General features: G+C 41.6%; 16 protein-coding genes. All 16 read left to right on the top strand.

What is annotated here, in order from left to right:
* The first annotated feature begins 10 nt into the window (after positions 1-10).
* A complete protein-coding gene (locus EO117_RS02910; RefSeq protein ID WP_126939014.1) occupies positions 11-496 on the top strand; it encodes a dihydrofolate reductase in 486 nt (161 codons plus the stop codon).
* Between the two features lies 1 nt (position 497).
* Positions 498-2,888: a Tex family protein gene (locus EO117_RS02905; protein WP_126939013.1), complete on the top strand. Its 2,391-nt coding sequence runs from the start codon at positions 498-500 to the stop codon at positions 2,886-2,888.
* Positions 2,885-3,325, top strand: a complete 441-nt coding sequence (lspA, locus tag EO117_RS02900; RefSeq protein ID WP_126939012.1) for a signal peptidase II — start codon at positions 2,885-2,887, stop codon at positions 3,323-3,325. The genes EO117_RS02905 and lspA overlap by 4 nt, the downstream gene beginning before the upstream one ends.
* A gap of 8 nt (positions 3,326-3,333) precedes the next feature.
* Entirely contained in the window at positions 3,334-4,251 is a 918-nt protein-coding gene (locus EO117_RS02895; RefSeq protein WP_126939011.1) for an RluA family pseudouridine synthase, read from the top strand.
* A gap of 11 nt (positions 4,252-4,262) precedes the next feature.
* Positions 4,263-4,778, top strand: a complete 516-nt coding sequence (gene pyrR / locus EO117_RS02890) for a bifunctional pyr operon transcriptional regulator/uracil phosphoribosyltransferase PyrR (RefSeq protein WP_126939010.1) — start codon at positions 4,263-4,265, stop codon at positions 4,776-4,778.
* An 18-nt stretch (positions 4,779-4,796) separates the two neighbouring features.
* The gene (locus tag EO117_RS02885; RefSeq protein ID WP_126939009.1) at positions 4,797-5,522 is read left to right on the top strand and encodes a DUF554 domain-containing protein; all 726 of its coding nucleotides are present in this window, start codon (positions 4,797-4,799) and stop codon (positions 5,520-5,522) included.
* Positions 5,523-5,539: 17 nt separating this feature from the next.
* Positions 5,540-5,887, top strand: coding sequence for a nitrous oxide-stimulated promoter family protein (locus EO117_RS02880; RefSeq protein ID WP_240632566.1), 348 nt, complete (start codon positions 5,540-5,542; stop codon positions 5,885-5,887).
* Positions 5,888-6,253: 366 nt separating this feature from the next.
* Positions 6,254-8,224: a TonB-dependent siderophore receptor gene (locus tag EO117_RS02875; protein ID WP_126939008.1), complete on the top strand. Its 1,971-nt coding sequence runs from the start codon at positions 6,254-6,256 to the stop codon at positions 8,222-8,224.
* Between the two features lie 10 nt (positions 8,225-8,234).
* Positions 8,235-11,774 (top strand): cobaltochelatase subunit CobN, encoded by a 3,540-nt coding sequence (locus EO117_RS02870; RefSeq protein WP_126939007.1) that lies wholly within the window; start codon positions 8,235-8,237, stop codon positions 11,772-11,774.
* A complete protein-coding gene (locus EO117_RS02865) occupies positions 11,761-12,735 on the top strand; it encodes an ABC transporter substrate-binding protein (RefSeq protein ID WP_126939006.1) in 975 nt (324 codons plus the stop codon). The genes EO117_RS02870 and EO117_RS02865 overlap by 14 nt, the downstream gene beginning before the upstream one ends.
* Positions 12,728-13,714 carry an iron ABC transporter permease gene (locus EO117_RS02860; protein WP_126939005.1) on the top strand — a complete coding sequence of 329 codons (987 nt, stop codon included), beginning with the start codon at positions 12,728-12,730 and terminating at the stop codon, positions 13,712-13,714. Before EO117_RS02865 ends, EO117_RS02860 begins: the two co-directional genes overlap by 8 nt.
* Positions 13,711-14,511: an ABC transporter ATP-binding protein gene (locus EO117_RS02855; RefSeq protein ID WP_126939004.1), complete on the top strand. Its 801-nt coding sequence runs from the start codon at positions 13,711-13,713 to the stop codon at positions 14,509-14,511. Before EO117_RS02860 ends, EO117_RS02855 begins: the two co-directional genes overlap by 4 nt.
* Positions 14,512-14,518: 7 nt before the next feature.
* On the top strand, positions 14,519-15,451 hold the full coding sequence (locus tag EO117_RS02850; protein ID WP_126939061.1) for an ATP-binding protein: 933 nt from the start codon (positions 14,519-14,521) through the stop codon (positions 15,449-15,451).
* Positions 15,452-15,489: 38 nt separating this feature from the next.
* On the top strand, positions 15,490-17,433 hold the full coding sequence (locus EO117_RS02845; protein ID WP_126939003.1) for a VWA domain-containing protein: 1,944 nt from the start codon (positions 15,490-15,492) through the stop codon (positions 17,431-17,433).
* Between the two features lie 197 nt (positions 17,434-17,630).
* A complete protein-coding gene (gene hemE, locus EO117_RS02840; protein ID WP_126939002.1) occupies positions 17,631-18,659 on the top strand; it encodes a uroporphyrinogen decarboxylase in 1,029 nt (342 codons plus the stop codon).
* A complete protein-coding gene (gene hemH, locus EO117_RS02835; RefSeq protein WP_164727474.1) occupies positions 18,646-19,566 on the top strand; it encodes a ferrochelatase in 921 nt (306 codons plus the stop codon). The genes hemE and hemH overlap by 14 nt, the downstream gene beginning before the upstream one ends.
* Position 19,567 lies beyond the last annotated feature (1 nt).

The following is a 19,567-nucleotide window of genomic DNA, read 5'->3' as shown; positions in this document are numbered from 1 at the left end:
GGAGTTATCTATGTTAGCAATGATTGTAGCAGTGGCTGAGAATGGCGTTATAGGTAAGGACAATCAGTTGATTTGGCGCATTCCAGAAGATTTAAAATATTTTAAAGAGCGTACGACGGGGCACGTTATTATTATGGGGCGTAGAACATTAGAGTCCTTACCGTTTTTGTTACCTAATCGTGAACATTGGGTGATTACATCTCAATTGGATTATGTACCACCTTATGAGGGCGTGAAAGTCTTTCATAGTCCAGAGGATGCAGTTCAGGCAGCTAAGGGCCTAGATATGGTGTACTGTATTGGCGGGGCGCAGGTGTATACAAGTATGGCGCCTTATGCAGATCGTTTGTATGTGACAGAGTTACATCAGGCTTTCACCGGGGATGTGACATTTACTGAGCATACTAAGCCAGAATGGATTGAAATAGAGCGTACACCTGGCGCTGGGCAAGAGGACTTGGCCTATGATTTTGTAACTTATGAAAGGCGGAAATAGAATGGAAATACATGTAGTGATAGCCCAAGAATTAGGGGTAAAGCCACATCAAGTAGAAGCGGCTATAACTTTATTAGATGAGGGCAATACAGTACCATTTATTGCACGGTATCGAAAAGAAGTGACTGGCGAGCTAAAAGATGAACAATTACGTGATATCGAAGAGCGGACGAAATATTTGCGCAATTTGTTGCAGCGTAAGGAAGAAGTGACAAAATCTATCGAAGAACAGGGCAAATTGACAGAAGAATTGTCCTTAGCCATTACGAAAGCTATGAAATTGCAAGAGTTAGAAGACTTGTATTTGCCGTTCCGTCCGAAAAAACGAACTCGTGCGTCCATGGCTAGAGACCGTGGTTTGGAACCGTTAGCACAAGCCTTGTTCACAATTACTACAGAAGACAAGTTACGCCAAATGGGGGCAGAGTACCTTAATGAAGAAGTGCCTACTGTGGAAGATGCTTTACAAGGGGCGATGGATATTGTAGCAGAAGAAACGAGTGAACGAGCAGATGTTCGCCAATATTTGCGTAAAGCCATGTGGGAAACAGGACATATGAAAACAGAGCTAGTAGGCGAAGAAGAAGTAAACCAAGGATTCTTACAGTACAATGAAGAATACAAGGAACCCATTCGTCAAGTCCCATCCCATCGTGTATTAGCGATGAACCGAGGGGAAACCTTGGGGGCTTTAAAAGTTAGCTTTGTGGTATCGGATGAAACCTTTATCCAATATATGGTAGATACAGTACAAGGCGATACTAGGGTAGAGCACTCGTATATTGCTGAGGCGATTGCTGATGGATATAAGCGTCTATTATATCCATCTTTAGAGCGGGAAACACGGAATACTATGACAGAGCAAGCAGAAGAACAGGCTATCAAAGTGTTTGGGACGAACTTGCGCAATCTATTGCTGCAAGCACCTTTATCTGGACATGTCATCATGGGCTTAGACCCAGGGTATCGTACAGGTTGTAAAATGGCTATCATCGACAGGGAGGGTAATGTCCTAGATTATGGTGCTTACTATCTTACGATGAGTGATAAACAAGCAGAGCGCGCCAAACAAGAATTGGCTAAGAAAATCCGTCAATATGGTGTTACTTTGATTTCTATCGGCAATGGTACGGCGTCTTATGAAACAGAGCAATTTACATCTGCCATGATTGCTGAAGAAGGCTTAGATTGTCACTATATTATTACCAATGAAGCAGGTGCCTCCGTATACTCTGCTTCTAAGTTGGCTATCGAAGAATTGCCAGATTTAGATGTATCTATCCGTGGTGCTGTATCTATTGCGCGCCGTGTACAAGATCCATTGGCGGAATCTGTGAAGATTGATCCAAAATCAATCGGTGTCGGTCAATACCAACATGATGTGAATCAAAAACAATTGGGCGCCACCTTAGATCAAGTGGTAGAAACTGTGGTAAACCATGTAGGTGTAGAGCTCAATACAGCATCTCCAGCAATTTTAAAGCATGTGTCAGGTATTTCTAGCACCGTGGCAAATAATATTATTGCCTACCGTAAGGAACATGGTGCTTTTACTAGCCGTAAACAATTATTAAAAGTAGCACGTTTAGGCCCTGCGGCCTTTACACAATGTGCCGGTTTCTTGCGCATCGGTAAAGGGGAGAACCCGTTAGATGCGACGCCAGTCCATCCAGAGTCTTATGAGATTGCCAGAGGAGTGCTTACACAATTGGGGATGTCCTTAGAAGATTTACGAGATAAAGCGATGCTGGAAATGGTAAAAGTGAAACTTCAAGCGGTGGATGTGGAAGAGTTGGCGAGACAGCTAGATGCTGGTGTACCGACCGTGCGAGATATTGTAGAAGCCTTGCAAAAACCAGGTCGTGACCCACGGGAAGATTTACCAGCACCTATGACTCGTAAACAAATTATGAGTTTGGAAGATGTTCAAGTCGGTACCGTGGTAAAAGGAACGGTTCATAATGTGGTGGACTTTGGGGCCTTTGTAGACTTTGGTGTGAAAATCAATGGACTGCTGCATAAAAGCGAGTTTTGCGCCTATCATGAACACCCATCCGATGTGTTGGCAGTAGGAGATATTATCGAAGTGGAGATTATCTCTGTCGATACAAAACGCAATCGTATCGGTTTATCTATGAAACGAGAAAAGCCAAAAGATCCAAACCGCCAAAGTCGTAGATATAATAGCACTGGAAAGCCTCGTCGAGATACACAACATAAAAATAATGAACAACAAAAAGGTGAAAGACAACAGGTTAGAAATCCTAAAAACTCAAAAGGTAGTTCTAGGCGAGATAGAAATAAAGGCAATGGTGGAAACCGTCGAGAAAAAGAACAGGACCTAGGTGCTTTATTACAACAATGGGCTGATCGTGGAGGGCGTAAACGATGATTTATATCATAAGTATCTTAACCTTTGTACTTGATCAAGTAGCAAAATGGTATGTACGCAGCCACTTTCGGTTAGGTGAATCTGTGCCAGTTGTACCTGATGTATTTCATTGGACCTATATTGTAAACCATGGGGCTGCCTTTGGTGTGCTGATGAACCAACGATGGATATTATTGCTAGTAGTGGTACTGTTACTAGGTGCTATGTATATGGGGCGTAAAAAATTAGCTACAGCCCCAATATATGCACGAATTGGTACAGGTACACTCTTAGGCGGCGCCTTAGGAAATGCTTGGGATCGTTTATACTTAGGTGGTGTAGTGGATTTCTTTGATTTCCGGATATGGCCTATTTTCAATGTTGCAGATATTGGTATTTGCATTGGTGTACCTTTATTGATTCTATATTTTTGGTCCTATGAAAGCCAGAAACGATGAGGTAAATAATGGAAACAAAACAATATATAGTAGATGTTCAAGATGAGGGTACACGATTAGATGTGTACCTCACAAAAGAACTTGGTCAGTCGCGAAGCTATGTACAATCCTTAGTGAAAGAAGGCCATGTACAAGTGAATGGTAAAACGGGTAAATCGAATTTGAAACTATCACAGGGCAGTGATATCCTTGTAATCATTCCAGAAGTGCACGAGGTGGAGGTAGAACCAGAAAATATTCCACTGGACATTCTTTTCGAAGATTCCCATATGATCGTGGTGAATAAAGCTCGTGGGATGGTAGTGCATCCTGCGGTGGGTAACCATTCTGGGACCTTGGTAAATGCACTTCTCTTTCATTGTAAAGATTTATCTGGTATTAATGGAGAGATTCGACCTGGCATTGTGCACCGCTTAGACAAAGATACATCGGGTGTTATGATGGCAGCAAAAAATAATGAAGCACATTTGGGATTAGCAGAGCAAGTGAAAGAACATAGTGCTACCAGAACCTACTATGCATTAGTACAGGGTAATATTGCAGAAGAAAAAGGCACTATAAAAGCCCCTATTGGTCGCCACCCTAAAGATCGTATGAAAATGGCTGTGGTCTTTGAAAATAGCAAGGAAGCAGTAACCCATTTCCGAGTATTGGAGCGATATGGTAAGCATACATTAATAGAATGCCAATTAGAAACGGGTAGAACTCACCAAATTCGTGTACATTTAGCTTATATTGGACATCCTGTGGTGAATGACCCATTCTATGGATTCCGCAAAATGGACTTCCCTATTGTGGGGCAGGCTTTGCATTCTAAAACTTTATCTGTGAAACATCCTATCACAGGGGAAGACTTACATTTTGAAGCACCATTGCCGGAAGATTTCTTGGCATGTATTGAGTATGCGAAAGAGCATAATCGATAAGGAGTGATACTATGGAAGAACGTATCTTAATTGATGAAGCTGGCATGATGCGTGCCATTCGTCGTATTGGGCACGAAATTTTGGAACGTAATAAAGGATTATCTAATGCCTTAATCATTGGTATTGAGCGCCGTGGTGTATATCTAGCAAAACGATTACAAGCTCAAATTGAAGCCATTGAAGGGATTCAAGTAGATGTGGCAACAATGGATGTCTCCTTGTATCGAGATGATCGGAGCAATCAACCGAAGGAAGGGCCTCCGTTTACGATGGATACGACGGGTAAAATTGTGATTCTTGTAGATGATGTATTATTCACAGGTCGCACCATTCGATCTGCTTTGAATGCACTGATGGATGCGGGTAGACCGAGCGCCATCCAATTAGCTGTGTTGGTAGACCGTGGGCATCGGGAACTACCTATACGAGCTGACTATGTAGGGAAAAATATTCCTACCTCCCACTTGGAGACGGTGCAAGTTCGTGTGCATGAAGTGGATGGAGACGACAGTGTAGTAATTTTTTAGAAAGATGAGGAGCAATCAATGCATGGTATGGGAACCATCCTAAATGTGGTGTTGATTATTTGTGGTAGCTTATTAGGACTCTTTATTCGACACCGTATGAAAGAGAATTTAAAAGAAACGCTCATGATGGTATGTGGCATCATTATCCTTCTCTTAGGAATGAGTGGCACAATGCAATATATGTTGGTTATTGTTAGCGATAGTTTGCATACAACGGGACCTATGATGATGATTATCTCTATGGTTCTAGGGGCTATCATAGGGGAACTCATCGACTTTGATCGACGTATTACTGCCATTGGAGAATGGTTGAAATTAAAAACTGGCAATAGCCGTGATCCGCAGTTTACCAATGCGTTCATTACGGCATCCATGACATTTACGGTAGGAGCCATGGGTGTCATTGGATCCATCCAAGATGGTTTGACTGGTGATTATAGTACGATGGTTGTTAAAAGTATTTTAGATGGTATTATTGTGATGGTCATGGCATCCTCCATGGGAAAAGGAGCCTTGTTCTCCTTCTTACCAGTGGGGATTACCCAAGGGATGATTACGGGCTTAGCTCATTTAGCGGCACCGCTTATGACCCCAGAGGCGATTGATAATTTATCCTATGTGGGATCTATCTTAATTTTCTGTGTAGGCATTAATGTATTGTGGCCTAATAAAATTCGAGTGGCAAACTTGTTGCCAGCTATATTTATTGCCATGTTGTTAACATTTTTGCCAATTACACTATGAATGCATAGGTATTACGTATGAGTGATCAAAAAAAGAAATCTACAGAGGTTATGGAAAAACGATTGTTAGAGTTAAAAATCGTTCGCCATATGATAGAAATCTATTGCCATGGTCATCATGGAACAAAAGCAAGAGAACTTTGTACGGATTGTGAGGATCTTGTGAAGTATGCCGAGACAAGAGTTGAACAATGTCCTCATATGGAAGAGAAAACGTTTTGCTCCATGTGTAAAACACATTGCTATGCACCTACCTATCGTGAAAAAATTCGACAAGTTATGCGCTATAGTGGACCTCGTATGCTATGGAGGCATCCTATCATGACGATACGTCACTTGTTATTGGAACGAGGTATACTAAAATAAAATTAACATTAATATATAATGAAAGCCGTCACAGCTGTGGCGGCTTTTTGTGTACTTTGAGGTAGGGCTACTAGTATATGTTCCTACGATGTAAGAAAATATGCTAGGTGACAAGGGACTGATAAGCTAATCCCTGCAGATACAATATTGATTTTGATGCACCGTGATAGTTGATAAATAAAATTTATTTTACTACCATATGAAACTTATAGTATGATATACTAAAAATATATTTTTACACGCAATGAAAGAGCATGAGTAATTGCATGGTAAAATCCTTTGACTGAAAGGGTAATAGGCTGCGTTCCACAATGGGCATGTGGATACACGTAGATGGTAGCCAAGGGCTACAGTTAGGAGGAAGTAATGATGAAAGGGAAGGCATTATATTTAGCAGTTCTTGCAGGAATTGTAGGTTCTACGGTAAGTATAGTAAAAGCACAATCTATAACAGATTTAGGACCTGTAACGGTACTTAATCCAGTGGTTGTGACAGCACAACGGTTTGAGACAAAAGATTTAGAAACACCAGCATCTGTTACGGTTATTGATCAAGCAGACTTGAAAAACTCTGGAGCGAAGAGTATTTTTGACGCAGTAGGACAGGCTACAGGTATCACAACTTTTAGTTATGGACCCTTAGGATTAGAGTTTGGCAGTATGGAAAGTCGTACGAATATCCGTGGCTTAGATAGAAGCGCCTTGGTCTTAGTGAATGGTGCACCTATCAATTTAGATGGTAAAAACAGTTTAAATGGTCTGATGATGGATAATGTTGAACGCATTGAAATCGTTCGCGGTGCTGCGTCTGCACAATATGGTTCCGAAGCATTAGGAGGTGTTGTGAATGTGATTACAAAAACACCAACGAAAGCGCATGGTACAATTGAAACGGGCATTGGTAATGAAGGCTATAAAAAATATGCGACTACTGTAGGCACTGAAAAAATTGAAATTTCCACATCAAAAGAGTACTATGGGGCACAAGCGAGAACATCTCCAAATAGAACAGGGCTTGATTACTACAATACACGTGATAAGGGGTATGCTCATAATATAGCGGTGAATGTGAAGCCACATGATTATGTAACAATTAACTATATGCGTCAACAAAGCGATTCTACATATGGACAAATTAGTACCATACCAAAGGCAAAATGGACACCGAAAAAATCGGCTTTAACAGAAACCAAATATTGGCATTATCGAGATATTAAAAATAATGGATCTATTGTCTATGAGGATGCAACAACGAAAGCAAGCGTATTCTTTAATACTCGTCGATTAATAGGCGAAAGCAACAGTTTAGCGAAACCTGCGTATGTGCAAAGCCCTTATAATTATGGTGCTTATAAAGTGGGTGTAGAGGCACAGCATACTTGGAAGGCGCATAAGGATACAAATAAAGCAGTGTTAGGGGTGCAGGCAATTCATGAAGCATACCATGGTAAATCAGAGGCGAATCACATGGTAAAAGCAGGACGTAATATTGTAGCATTATATGGTAATTATGAATTCCAGATTACTCCATCTTTCAGCACTACTATTGGTGGTCGATACCAAGTTATTAATGATCCGATTAAAGATCAACAAGTATTTACACCACAATGGCAAACCTTGTACAAGATTGATAGTTCAAAATCCATCTATACGAATATAGGTAAAGCGTTTACAATGCCGAATATTCATGATGCTTTTAAATGGGTAACAGATCCTAAAAAAATTAAACCTTCTGAGTATATGAAAATACCAGGTGGCAAATTGAAACCAGAAGAAGGTTGGAATTATGAAATTGGGTATAAACAAGCTAATAAGAGAGATTCTTGGCGTGTTAGTCTGTATCACATGAAATTTAAAAATTTCTTTGATTGGGCGGAGAATCCTCTTGATGGAAATCGTAAAACTATTCGTATCAATGGTGGAGAATTCCGCAATACAGGGGTTGAAGCAGAGTATAAATCGTATGTAACTAGTGATATAATTATGACCTTAGGTGCATCCTACTCTAATCCTAAAAAACAAGATGTTAATAAAAAAGATTGGGTACAAACAGCTCCTAAATTAGAGTTAAACCTAGCCTTAGATTATGAAAAAGATAAATGGCAAGTTGGATTAGCTGCGTCCTATTGGGGTATTCGTGCCTATAATCGGGACAAACAACGCAATCCAGAGTTTATCAATATAAATGCCCATGTAAACTATAGCCCGAATGAGTCACAAACAATTGGATTCTATGTAAATAACTTGTTAAATCGTAAAAATGTCATCTCTCAAGGCGAATGGGAATACTGGGATTTACCGCGTAATTATTATGTGAATTATTCCTATCATTTCTAGTAGGTACGATATGAAACATTCTATTTTACTCATCACATCCATGACAAAACATTGGCAGTGGGCTAAAGAAATAGAACAAAAGTATACAGATGAGACTATGTCCTTGGGCATAGTCTTTCTGTCATCATCCGAAAATATAGAGTTAGCGGATGCTGAGCGAGCTATTGATATGGCGGATATAGTTCTATTTACTCATGTAGGCAGTACGTTAGATACGCCTTTGGTAAAAGGGATTCATAAATATATGACACAAAAACGAGTTCCTTATGTATTACTATTCCATGATTCAGCGTCGGATGTACAGCGATATGGTGTTACAGATGAAAGTATTGATCGAATTAAGGACTATTTGCACCAAGGTGGAACAGAAAATTTCTATGGACTGTGCCAATATATGCTATCCTTACGAGGGTATACAGGGCCAGTACAACTGGTGAAAGAACTACCGTACCAAGGTATTTTAGGCAGGCAAGGGGAAGTCTATCCATCTTATGAGGCATATCGTAAGGATTACACCCATGATGGTCCCGTAGTGGGCATATTCTTCTATCGAGATGAATGGGTGCAAGGTCAATTAGATTATCCTTATGCACTCTATGATCGTGCATTAGAACAAGGCTTATCGCCGGTATTAGTATTTGGTCAATACAGCAGTAAATCAGGTGGACAATTACGATGGTATGAGTGTTGGGACACGTTATTTGCTCATCAAGTGAAAGAGACGATATCTCTCATCATTAATACATGCAAGTTTTCCATTATTGGCTTGCAGGGGGCAAGCCGTGAGGAAATGGCTGAGTTAGCCATCCCTATCTTACAGGGCTTTGTTACGTATACGAGCTTTGAAAGCTGGCAACGGAGATCTCAAGGGTTAGAGCCATCGGATATATCCTTTTCCTTATCATTGCCAGAAATAGATGGCATTCTAGACGGTCATATTGTAGGGACTAGAACATATTCTGAGGAAAGAGGCTACTATTTTAAACCATATCTTGAGGGCATTCAAAAAATGGTAGAACAAGCCAAACGATGGATTACATTACAATGCAAAGACAAGGCAAATGTTAAGATTGTTCTATTCCTTCATAATTATCCGCCGAAAAATTCCCACATTGGTAATGCTTGTGGTCTAGATACTCCAGAGTCTGTATTACGGCTGTTACAAGAATTACAACAGATAGGATATGCAGTAGAAGGGCTCCCTCAAACGAGTGAGGAGCTCATGACTATACTGACTAAACATGCTACCAATGACGTAGATTGTTTGACCGATTCAGCCGTAGAGAAAGCCCCAAAACTGCCGAAACAAGCCTATACGACATGGTTTTCAAAGCTGGATAGTGATACCCAAGAATCACTACTGAAACATTGGGGACAGCCTATAGGGAAGATATTTGTAGAAGAGGATGAACTCATTATTCCCGGAGTGGCCTTTGGCAATGTATGGGTATTAGTACAACCGCCACGTGGATTTAGTGATAACCCAGATGCATTGTACCATTCACCAGATATTCCGCCTACGTATCACTATGAAGGGGTGTATCATTGGGTGCGCATGATATTTCAAGCCGATGTGACTATCCATATGGGAACCCATGGTAACTTAGAATGGTTACCGGGTAAGGGAACGGCATTAAGTTCCTATTGTTACCCTCAGTTAGGTATCGAAGATCTCCCTAATCTCTATCCGTACTGGACAACCATCGTTGGTGAAGGTATCCAAGCCAAACGGCGTAGTCATGCTGCCTTACTTAGTTATTTATCGCCACCTATGAAACGGTCTGGCTTGTATGGTGACTATGAAACGTTAGAACGGTATTTGGACGAATATGACCATACAAAATCGCAGGAAATGAACCAAGAGCAAGTGGTGCTAGGATATATTTTATCTTCTGTAAAAGATTGCCATTTAGAGCATTTGTGCGAATCCTTCGACTGGTATCAAGAGAGTGGACAGGCATACTTTGTAACAGATAAATCTGTCAGTGAAGAAGAGTGGCGAGCCTTAGCTGAATCCATTTGTGTAGACGAGGCAGAAGAACTGTTAGGGGATATTCATAACTATTTGATGGACATCCAAAATCGTCATATTCGCTGTGGTTTGCATATATTAGGGAAAAATCCAACCACAGAGGAAGAAGCTGGCTATATAGATGCGTTCCTAGACATGCATGGTGTGCCAGACGATGCACAAAAGGAAACCTTGTGTAAGACCTATCTCACAGGGTTGCGCCAAACGACAGAGGAAATGAACCAATTGTTACGAGGTTTGGAAGGTAAGTATATTCCGCCTAATATTGGGGGCGCTGTTACCAATAGTGGTATCGATGTGCTGCCGATGGGGCGCAATTTTTATGGCGTAGATGAACGGACTTTACCGACCGTACCTGCTTATTCCATCGGGTGTGAATTAGGGGATGCGTTGCTCAATGAATATATTCGAGAAGAACAGCGATATCCAGAGGAAATCGGTATAGTCTTGTGGGCTGACAACACACAACGCACGCACGGTCAATGTATGGGAGAAGTATTCTATCTATTAGGGGTACGGCCCGTTTACACAGGGAGTCGTGTATCCGATTTAGAAGTCATACCTCTCGAGGAATTAGGGCGACCACGTATCGACGTGACGAGCCGTATTAGTGGTTTATTTCGAGACATGATGCCTTCTGGAGTCATGTGGATTGCGAAAGCTGTGCAAATGGTGGGTGCTCTTGCTGAAGACTATAGCGTGAATTATGTGAAGAAACATATAGACCTAGATACAGCCGCGTTAGTAGAGGAAGGTATGGAGTATGAAAAAGCTATCAAAGCTGCTTCGATTCGTGTCTTTGGTGACGCACCAGGTGCCTATGGGGCAGGAGTGAATCAAATTTTAGAACAAAGCAATTGGTCTACTCGTGAGGACTTAGCCAATGCTTATGTCACATGGGGTGGTTATGGATATGATGAGCAAGGTGAGATTATTCCAAGCCATCAACAGTTTCGGAAGCGATTAGGTTCCATCGAAGTAACTGTGAAAAATGAAGATAACCGAGAGGTTAGTTTGTTAAGCACAGATGATTTCAATGCTTACCACGGGGGGATGATCGCAGCTGTAGAATCTATCAAAGGAGTACAACCGAAATCGTTCATAGGTGATACAACGTACCGTAAAGACATTTTAGTACGATCCCTAGAAGATGAAATTCAACGCCAGTTCCGCAGTGAACCAATGAACCCTATCTTTATAGCGGGTATGATGAAACATGGCTATAAGGGGGCTTCTGATATGGCTTCCTATGTACAACATACCTATGAATGGGATGCTACTAGTGATATGATTCAAGACTGGATGTATGATGCCTACACAGATGAGTATGTCATGAATCAGAATATACAGGATTGGATGCGCCAAGTGAACCCTTGGGCCTTAGGGGATATTTGTCATACTTTATTGGAAGCAGAACAACGAGGACTTTGGAAGGCTAGTGAGGCTCGCAAAGAAGGATTGCGCGATGTGGCAATGTCTTTGGAAGATGACTTAGAGGGATATTATGATGAAACGTAATGAAACCTTGTGGATAGCATGTTTATTCATTGTACTAGGACTCCTAGTAGGATATCATCCATGGATTGGAGGGAATGATCAGGGGGATTCAACGCATGTAGTAGAAGGGACGCAACGTATCGTAATCGATGATTGGGGACGTTCTGTAGTAGTACCTGCAGAGGCCAAGCGAATCGTTTCCTTAACTTCTGCCTATGAACCTATACTATTAGAGATGGTAGGGCCTAGTCGATTAGGAGCTGTTAGCTTTCTATCAAAAACAAAGGGATATGGGCCGAACTATGAATTGGCAAAATCTGTGAAAGTTTCTTTATACTCCTATGCGGTGGAAAAAATTGTATATTTACACCCTGACTTGGTGCTTGCTCCTGAGTATACAAATAGAGATGTACTAGATGGACTAGATCATATGGGGATTCCAGTGGTCATTGTTAGTAGTCCTAAAACGGTACAAGGAACCTTAGAGTTAGTAGAGCGATTGGGAGTGGTTGTTGGAGCAGAACATAAGGCTCGTGACATGACTGCTAAGATGCAACAAGATATTGAAGAGGTGAAAGCGCTATCTGCAGAAACAAAAGGGCAAGTAGTGATTTCTATGTCATCCATGGATGGTTATGCAGGTTCAGATAGCCTATTTGATGATATGACCCGTGTCATGGGTCTTGTGAACGGACCAAGTCATTTAGGTTATGCACCTAGGACAGCTTTCACAGAAGAGCGTATTATTGAAATGGACCCGAATGTGATTCTCATACCGGTGTACGACAAAAGCGAAATGGCTTGGCAAGCCTTGTATCGAGATAATCCTGGTCTTCAAACGGTTAGAGCCGTTCGAGAAGGTCGAGTGGTTACCATGCCGGCATCAGATTTATATACGGGGAATCAGTTTATTGGTGAATCTATGAAAGATATTTTGCGCATCCTTCGAGAGAGCGAGAAAGGAGATGGCACGCATGAATAGACCGTGGTTCTATATGAGTGGCATGATGATACTGCTATTGGTGCTTATTGTCATGTCCCTGTGTATGGGAATTATTCCCGTCAGTGCTAGTGATTTCTTGCACTTAACAGAGGAGCAAGAACGAATTTTATATTTTATACGCCTGCCTAGAATTTTAGTAGCTATTTCAATTGGTATGGCCTTGGCCATTGCAGGGACGGTAATTCAAGGTGTATTTGGTAATCCGTTGGCAGATCCAGGAATTATGGGCGTTGTATCAGGGGCCTCTACAGGTGCGGTTATTGCGATAGCGTTGGGGTTGTCATCGGTGAGTGCCTATTACATGCCATCCTTTGCATTTATTGGCGCCTTGACAGCGCTGGGCATTACAATGCTCCTCAGTTGGTATAAAGGGCGAATGGACCCTCGTATTTTATTGTTAGCAGGTGTGGCTATTAGTATGCTATTGGGATCCTTAACATCTGGAATTTTAACGTTGATGAATGAATATCGTTTGAAAGAATTTCTATTCTGGATGGTTGGTAGTTTAGAATATCGCCGATGGGATCATGTGGCTATTGCGCTACCTACCATTGCCGTAGGAACAGGGATTATTATAGCCTTGAGTAAACATTTAAACATTTTAGTGATGGGTGAAGTAGAAGCCAGATCTGTAGGCATGAATACCAATCGGTATCGTATGATCTTCTTGCTCTTGTCGGCTATGATGACGGCTATTTCTGTATGCGTAGGTGGTAGTATCGGTTTTGTGGGCCTCGTGGTGCCGCATATGGTGCGCCTCTTAGTGGGACCTGACCATCGCCTCGTGATACCTACTTCTGCCTTAGGGGGTGCTTGTTTTGTACTGCTGTGCGATACATTGGGACGGACTTTGTTCCACCCTGTTGATATACGAGTGGGTATTATGACGGCCTTATTAGGAACACCGTATTTCTTATTCCTCTTACATCGTTTGAAAGTGAAAGGAGGTTCTCTATGAATGATGTAGTATTGCGCTTAGAACAGGTATCTGTATGTCGTGATGGACAACCGATCGTTCAAGACGTAACCAAAGACTTTTACAAAGGCGAATGTATTGGTATCATTGGGGCGAATGGGAATGGTAAAACCACATTGCTAAAAGCGATTCGCCAGCTATTACCCTATGAGGGGCATATTTATGGAAATGGACAAGATTTGGCGAAACAATCGGATACTTTTATTGCTAAAACGATGAGTTATATGCAACAACAAGTGGAGATTCCTTACGCTTTCAGCGCTGAAGAAATCGTCATGACTGGTCGTTATGCGTATCAATCTTGGTGGGATAGTGAAAGCGACGAAGATCGCCGAATTGTGCAAGAAGTGATGGCGTATACAGGAGTATCGCATTTAAAAGATCATCGGTTAGAACAGGTCAGCGGGGGCGAAAAACAGCGCATTTTGTTAGCTAAATCCCTGGCTCAAGAGACAGATATTATGCTCTTAGATGAGCCTACCTCATCCCTCGATAAAGGTCATAGTGATGACATGTTCCGATTCTTTCAACATTTGTGCAAGCAAGGAAAAACCATCATTACCGTTGTACATGATTTAGAATTAGCTGCTAAATACTGCACACGATTATTGCTCATTGGGGAGCATCGTGTCATTGCAGATGGTGCGCCAGAAGAAGTATTGCAGCCAGAGTATATTAAACGGGCCTTCGATATGGATACAGATGTATTCAGAGATAAACGGTATGGACAATTGCGCATAGAAATTATCCCTACCAAAGGACGTTGGCAAGGAGATTAACATGAGTATTATATATCCTTTTACAGCCTTAGTAGGACAAGAACAAATGAAATTGGCGTTGCTCCTCAATGCGGTAGACCCACGGGTAGGTGGTGTGTTGATACAAGGTGATAAGGGAACTGCGAAATCGACGGCGGTACGAGGCTTAGCGAAGGTGCTACCTATGCATAGTGATGGAACACCTATGAAAGTGGTGGATCTTCCATTGCATTGCACGGAAGATAGATTGGTGGGCACCTTGGATATTGAGCGGATGCTACAGGAGGGGAAGCAAGAGTTTTCTCCAGGTATTTTATTTGAGGCTCACGAAAATATTCTCTATGTGGATGAGGTCAATTTACTAGAGGATTACTTAGTGGATACATTGTTAGATGTGGCGGCCATGGGTGTGAATCGTGTTGAACGGGAGGGCATTAGCCATAGTCATCCATCACGATTTATTTTGGTGGGCACCATGAACCCAGAGGAAGGGGTTATTCGCCCGCAATTGTTGGATCGTTTTGGCTTATCTGTGATGGTAAAAGCAGAAACGGATGTAGCATTGCGGATGGAAGTCTTGCGTCGTCGATTGGCTTTTGAAGATAACCCCAAATCCTTTATTGAATCCTATCGCAAGGAGGATGAAGCCTTGCGTAACACTATTGAAACAGCTCGTAAAGCGTTGCCTACGATTACAGTAGATACAAATCTATTAGAATTGATTGCCAATATATCGATTACTCTAGGGGTAGAGGGGCATCGTTCGGATATTACCTTGCTCACTAGCAGCCGGGCCTTAGCGGCGTTACAAGGGGAGAACTGTGTGACAATGGAGCATCTGAAACAGTTGACACCTCTTGTGGTAGCTCATCGGATGAAACGGAAACCCTTTGAGCAACGTGAATTTGATAAAAGTATGTTAGAGAATTTATGGGCTACTTATGATACAACAGAGGTATAGTAGAAGAACCAGAGATTTTGTTAAAGGAGGTGAAGGGTATGAGTGAACAAATACATACAGGCCTTCATCTCTTTTTGCAAGAACCTTTGTTGCGGACATTACTTATCTCAGGTGAAGTAGGCATAGGAAAAACATATGCCCTGTTGGAAGCATTACATGATAGGGGACGAAGCTATATGATGATTATGTCTCACACAGATGTGAGTGCTATGCATGAGGTGTTGGATATACAAAGGACCATAGAAACAGCTCAAATTGTGAAACAAGTACATCCTTGGGACGTGTATGATTTGCTCATCTGTGAAGGTCTGGAACATTTTGACCGGTCCATGTGGTTACGTATTCTTTATGAGCAAAGTCGGCGGTACGAAGCGGGAAGACCACTACAAATCATTGCGACCTATACGGGAACAGAAGGCCTATCTCAATGGGTCTATGATATGGATGTGTGGATTTCTATAGAGTCGCCGGATAGGGACGCTAGGGTGAAGGTACTAACAGATAGGGACTATGTAGAAGCATATGAAATAGGTGCCACTTGTGAGAGTCAGCACAGAGAGGAAACTCTTCACGAGGGAACATCACTAGATGCATATGGATTCCATCAAGAAGAAGAAACTTGTCCTGTGGGACTAGCGATGGATACATTTGAAAATCCGGCGGTGCATGATAGCATATATACATATATTTCCAGTCTAGTAGAGAGATTCAACATTTCCTTTATGGGGATGGAATATATTTTACTAAAAGCGGCTATAGGTTTAGCTAGAGAAAAAGGACATCAGTTTGTGGAGCCTAGGGATGTAGATACAGTACTCCCTTGGACCTTACCACAAAAGATGAAGAACCTAGGGAACCCTCGGACAGAGCAAGATGGAGGTACACAGGATTTATCTGTCCGAAAGCCATCTGAGGACACAAGCACGGGACAAGAAAAAACGGAAGAAACGACTTCAAACCGAAAGGAAGAGGATAATACCTCACAGGGAATAGATAGGAAGAATGACCGTGGTGAGTCAATGGGAAGCGCTCATCAGGGGATGACGGTAGATAGTGATGGATCTCATGGTGGATCATCAAAAGAGGAAGCTACTCAGGAACCTAATCAGACAGAAGATGGATTAGATACTAGGCATGAGGGGACTGAGGAAGAACAAGATGCCAGCGGAGAGGACCAATGTGAGTCCAATAGAGGTAAGGTAGAGGAGTCCTTTATACTTCCAGAAGCAGTAGAAACGCAGGTGTTACATCTAAATGGGATGTTGCAATCTGTGGCGACAAAGAAGCACATAGATATCAGTCCCGACGGTCGAGGACCTAAGGTACATCGTCAAGGAACTACTGGGAGAACCATTGCATGGATACCGACGATTGTACAAGGGATTGTACGTAATCAGAGATTACCTATTCGTCTAATAATAGAAGATGTTAAATATGCTATGCATCAAGAAATGCCAAAAGAAGCCATCTATTTGGTAGTTGATACAAGCGGATCTATGGGGCAGAGACAACGGTTAAAGAGGACGGAGAAGTTACTTTCACAATTGGTACAGATGATGTATGTAAAACGACAGTATGTATCGCTCATCACCTTTCAAAAGAAGGGGGCGCAATGCTTGGTGCCATTGACACAGCATATCGAGACCATCCCAAAAGCGTTGGGAGAGGCTCGTATTGGGGGCAAAACGCCCTTTGTGAAAGGTATTAAGGAAGCGGTCAAACAGATAGGCATCGATGTGTCGCAAATAGGGCATGTACAGGCAAAGGTCATAATCATTACAGATGGGAAGGTTACCTTACAATCACTGCAGGGACTAGATGATATCGGTAGATGGCTTACGAATCAAGGAATACAAACGACGGTCATCGATACAGATACCAGTTTTGTTCGCATGAACCGTGCCAAAGAAGTTGCTCATATGTTAGGAGCCGAGTATATCAAGATGCAAAACATATCGCTAGGAAGACTAGGCATTAGATGATTCTCCTATTTAAAAGTTCTTAGACTTAATATGTAACTGACTAGTATATTTACAAATTGTAAACCAGCCTTATAAAAATCTTCAATGTGGATTCCATAACTAGTGACAGAATATATAGGTAATTACATCTATCATATGGTACAATGGAAAGTATAATCAAAGTTTGATTTAAATAAAAAGGTAAGGTGTAATTATATATGAAACAACGACAAGATTATTTGCAAATGATTGCAGGTGAGTCGGTGTCCCGTAGACCAGTTTGGTTTATGCGTCAAGCGGGTCGTAGTCAAGAGGCGTATCGCAAGATAAAAGAGCGATATAGTCTATTTGAGATTACTCATCAACCAGAATTGTGTGCAAAGGTAACGGCTCTTCCCGTTTATGAATATGATGTGGATGCGGCTATTTTATACAAAGATATTATGACTCCTTTGGTACCTATGGGTGTAGATGTAACTATTAAACCTGGCGTAGGACCTGTTATTGCAAATCCGATACGTTCTCAAACAGACGTAGCAAATTTACACGATATTGTAGTAGAAGAATCGTTGGATTTTATGGTGAAAACGATCCAAATACTAACGAAAGAAATGCTTGCAGTACCGTTGATTGGTTTTGCAGGGGCTCCTTTTACATTGGCTAGTTATATGATTGAAGGTGGTCCTTCTAAAAGTTATCAGAAAACACGCCAATGTTTAGTGGCAACTCCAGAGATTTGGCATGCATTGATGGAACGTTTGACGACTATGTCCATTACCTATATGGAGGGACAAATTAAAGCCGGTGTACAGGCCATTCAGATTTTTGACTCTTGGATTGGTGCGCTTTCTATGGAGCAATATGAAAACGGCGTATTCCCTTATATGAAACGAATTATTGGGACCATTAAGGAGCGGTATCCTCATATTCCTATTACTATGTTTGGTGTAGGGACAAAGCATTTATTCCCAGTGTGGAAAGAATTGCCTTTAGATGTAATCGGTTGTGATTGGAGATGTTCCATTGCAGAAGCAAGTGCTATGGGTATTACGCAAACATTACAAGGAAACTTAGATCCGGCCTATTTATTTGCAGATTGGAAGACAATTCAACATGAAATTGATCGTATTTTAGCGGAAGGTGATGCCCATGGGAAGCATATATTTAACTTAGGGCATGGTGTTGTGCCAGATGCAAATCCTAAAGTATTGCGAAAGATAGTGGAGTATGTACATGACAGAGGATAAGACGATACAACAAGTTTGTGTATTAGTGTTAGATTATGGTTCTCCTCGTTCTTTAGATGATATAGAAGCGTATTACACTCGCATACGAAGAGGACATAGACCAAGTGAGGAAGAATTACAGGTTTTACGTCATAAGTATGAACGTATTGGTGGACAATCCTTATTAATGGAGTCTACAGCGTGGCAAATTGAAAAATTACAAGAAAAAGTACAAGAACATTTACCCTTAACAAAGGTAACGGCAGTACAGGGACATAAATACATAGAGCCTCTTATTGCGGACGTAGCGAAGGAATTGAACAACTATAATGCGGTAGTGGTACTTATGATGAATCCCTATGGCACAGATACTTTAAATTCATCTTATCTTGAACAACTGGATCCATATATGAACGAAGCATGGAAGATTGTAAAGAACTGGTCGGACTCACCTACATTAGTACAATCTTGGGTAGAACGAATACAGGATACGTTACATACATTGCCAGTTGCGTCGAAACCGTATTATGTCTTTACGGCTCATAGTGTGCCACTGATGAAGGGGATTTCCTATGATGGATATGTGCATAGCCTACAGCATGTGATGCAAACTATAGCAAACAAGCTTAAGCTACCTAATGCCACCCTAGCATGGCAAAGTGCAGGTACTCGTGGAGAATGGTTAACGCCTACGGTAGAATCTATCACAGAACAAGCGAGTGCAGAGGGATATACGCATGTGGTATATATTCCTATCGGCTTTACTTGCACCCATATGGAAGTGTCCTATGATTTAGATATAGAATGTCGTGAACAATGTGAGCAGTTAGGTATATCGTATGTGCGAGTACGTATGCCAGATCAAGATAGTCTTTTTGTAAATGCCATGGTTGATAGTGTAATCGCAGCTCTCATGAAGGAGGTGTAAG

This window comes from Veillonella sp. VA142 (genome assembly GCF_003992135.1).
Lineage (GTDB): Bacteria > Bacillota > Negativicutes > Veillonellales > Veillonellaceae > F0422.
Note: the sequence above shows the minus strand (reverse complement) of the source record. Positions and strands in the feature narration are given on the sequence as shown.

Coding starts and splice junctions, on each gene's coding strand:
- EO117_RS02910 (WP_126939014.1), top strand. CDS start 11: ATGTTAGCAATGATTGTAGCAGTGGCTGAGAATGGCGTTATAGGTAAG.
- EO117_RS02905 (WP_126939013.1), top strand. CDS start 498: ATGGAAATACATGTAGTGATAGCCCAAGAATTAGGGGTAAAGCCACAT.
- lspA (WP_126939012.1), top strand. CDS start 2,885: ATGATTTATATCATAAGTATCTTAACCTTTGTACTTGATCAAGTAGCA.
- EO117_RS02895 (WP_126939011.1), top strand. CDS start 3,334: ATGGAAACAAAACAATATATAGTAGATGTTCAAGATGAGGGTACACGA.
- pyrR (WP_126939010.1), top strand. CDS start 4,263: ATGGAAGAACGTATCTTAATTGATGAAGCTGGCATGATGCGTGCCATT.
- EO117_RS02885 (WP_126939009.1), top strand. CDS start 4,797: ATGCATGGTATGGGAACCATCCTAAATGTGGTGTTGATTATTTGTGGT.
- EO117_RS02880 (WP_240632566.1), top strand. CDS start 5,540: ATGAGTGATCAAAAAAAGAAATCTACAGAGGTTATGGAAAAACGATTG.
- EO117_RS02875 (WP_126939008.1), top strand. CDS start 6,254: ATGATGAAAGGGAAGGCATTATATTTAGCAGTTCTTGCAGGAATTGTA.
- EO117_RS02870 (WP_126939007.1), top strand. CDS start 8,235: ATGAAACATTCTATTTTACTCATCACATCCATGACAAAACATTGGCAG.
- EO117_RS02865 (WP_126939006.1), top strand. CDS start 11,761: ATGATGAAACGTAATGAAACCTTGTGGATAGCATGTTTATTCATTGTA.
- EO117_RS02860 (WP_126939005.1), top strand. CDS start 12,728: ATGAATAGACCGTGGTTCTATATGAGTGGCATGATGATACTGCTATTG.
- EO117_RS02855 (WP_126939004.1), top strand. CDS start 13,711: ATGAATGATGTAGTATTGCGCTTAGAACAGGTATCTGTATGTCGTGAT.
- EO117_RS02845 (WP_126939003.1), top strand. CDS start 15,490: ATGAGTGAACAAATACATACAGGCCTTCATCTCTTTTTGCAAGAACCT.
- hemE (WP_126939002.1), top strand. CDS start 17,631: ATGAAACAACGACAAGATTATTTGCAAATGATTGCAGGTGAGTCGGTG.
- hemH (WP_164727474.1), top strand. CDS start 18,646: ATGACAGAGGATAAGACGATACAACAAGTTTGTGTATTAGTGTTAGAT.